General features: G+C 69.0%; 2 protein-coding genes. One reads left to right on the forward strand and one right to left on the reverse strand.

Features of this window, described 5'->3' with window-relative positions:
* The coding region (locus tag ACOJVU_RS18145; protein ID WP_421531043.1) for an HAD-IC family P-type ATPase at positions 1–995 on the forward strand (995 nt) is incomplete at its 5' end.
* Between the two features lie 17 nt (positions 996–1,012).
* On the opposite strand, the gene ACOJVU_RS18150 is transcribed toward ACOJVU_RS18145, so the two are convergent.
* Positions 1,013–1,128: DUF732 domain-containing protein (locus ACOJVU_RS18150; protein ID WP_421531044.1), on the reverse strand; the 116-nt coding region annotated here is incomplete at its 5' end.

Below are 1,128 nucleotides of genomic sequence, written 5' to 3' on the forward strand. Positions count from 1 at the left end.
GCGAGATCGCCCGTCAGGTCGGGCTGGGGGAGCAGATTTTGGATGCGGCCGTCCTGGACACGGCCGGCACCGACGACGATCTGGGCGCCCGGGTGGAGGCAACCGACGGGTTCGCCCAAGTGTTTCCCGAGCACAAGTACCGCATCGTGCGGTTGTTGCAGGCCCGCGGGCACATCGTCGGGATGACCGGCGACGGCGTCAACGACGCCCCTGCGCTCAAACAGGCCGACGCCGGTATCGCGGTGTCCGGATCCAGCGACGCGGCCCGCGCGGCCGCCGACGTGGTTCTGCTGGCACCCGGCTTGTCGGTGATCGTGACCGCGATCGGGCTGGCCCGGGAGATCTTTGCCCGGCTCACCAGCTACGCCACCTACCGTATCGCCGAAACCATCCGGGTGTTGCTGCTGATCACCCTGGCCGTGGTTTTCATGAACTTCCGCCCGGTCACCGCCGCGATGATCGTGTTCCTGGCGCTGCTCAACGACGGCGCGATCCTGTCGATCGCCTACGACCACGTGCGCGGTTCCGCCAAGCCGGTCAAGTGGGACATGCGCGCCGTGCTGACCATCGCCACCGTGCTGGGCGTGATCGGCGTCGTTGCCACCTTCGTCCTGTTCTTCCTCGCGGCCCGGGTTTTCGGACTGAACCACGACTTCATCCGCACCATGATCTATTTGAAGCTGTCGGTCGCCGGACAGCTGACCATCTTCCTCACCCGCTCCCGCGGCCCCTTCTGGTCCCGGCCCGCTCCCGCACCGCTGCTGCTGGGCGCGGTGATCACGGCGCAAACCGTCGCGACGCTGATCGCGGTCTACGGGGTGGCGATGACACCGCTGGGGTGGCGCTGGGCCGGCCTGGTGTGGGCCTACGCGGTGGGCTGGTTCCTGTTCAACGACCGGGTCAAGCTGGCCGCCTACTGGTGGCTCGACCACCACCCGTGCCGCGAACACCCGAACCCGCCGCGCGTCAGGTCGCTTCGGGACCACGCGGCCTGACCCGCGGCCGACTTCCCCTATCGCCGGTACTGGGGGCAGTAGGCGGTGATCGCCGCGTTGACGCCGGCCGCGGCCTGAGCAGGCGTCAGGCCACTCCGGTTCTGTGTCGCGGCGGCGGCATCCGCGGGACTCG

Source organism: Mycobacterium sp. THU-M104 (assembly GCF_049197365.1).
GTDB lineage: Bacteria > Actinomycetota > Actinomycetes > Mycobacteriales > Mycobacteriaceae > Mycobacterium.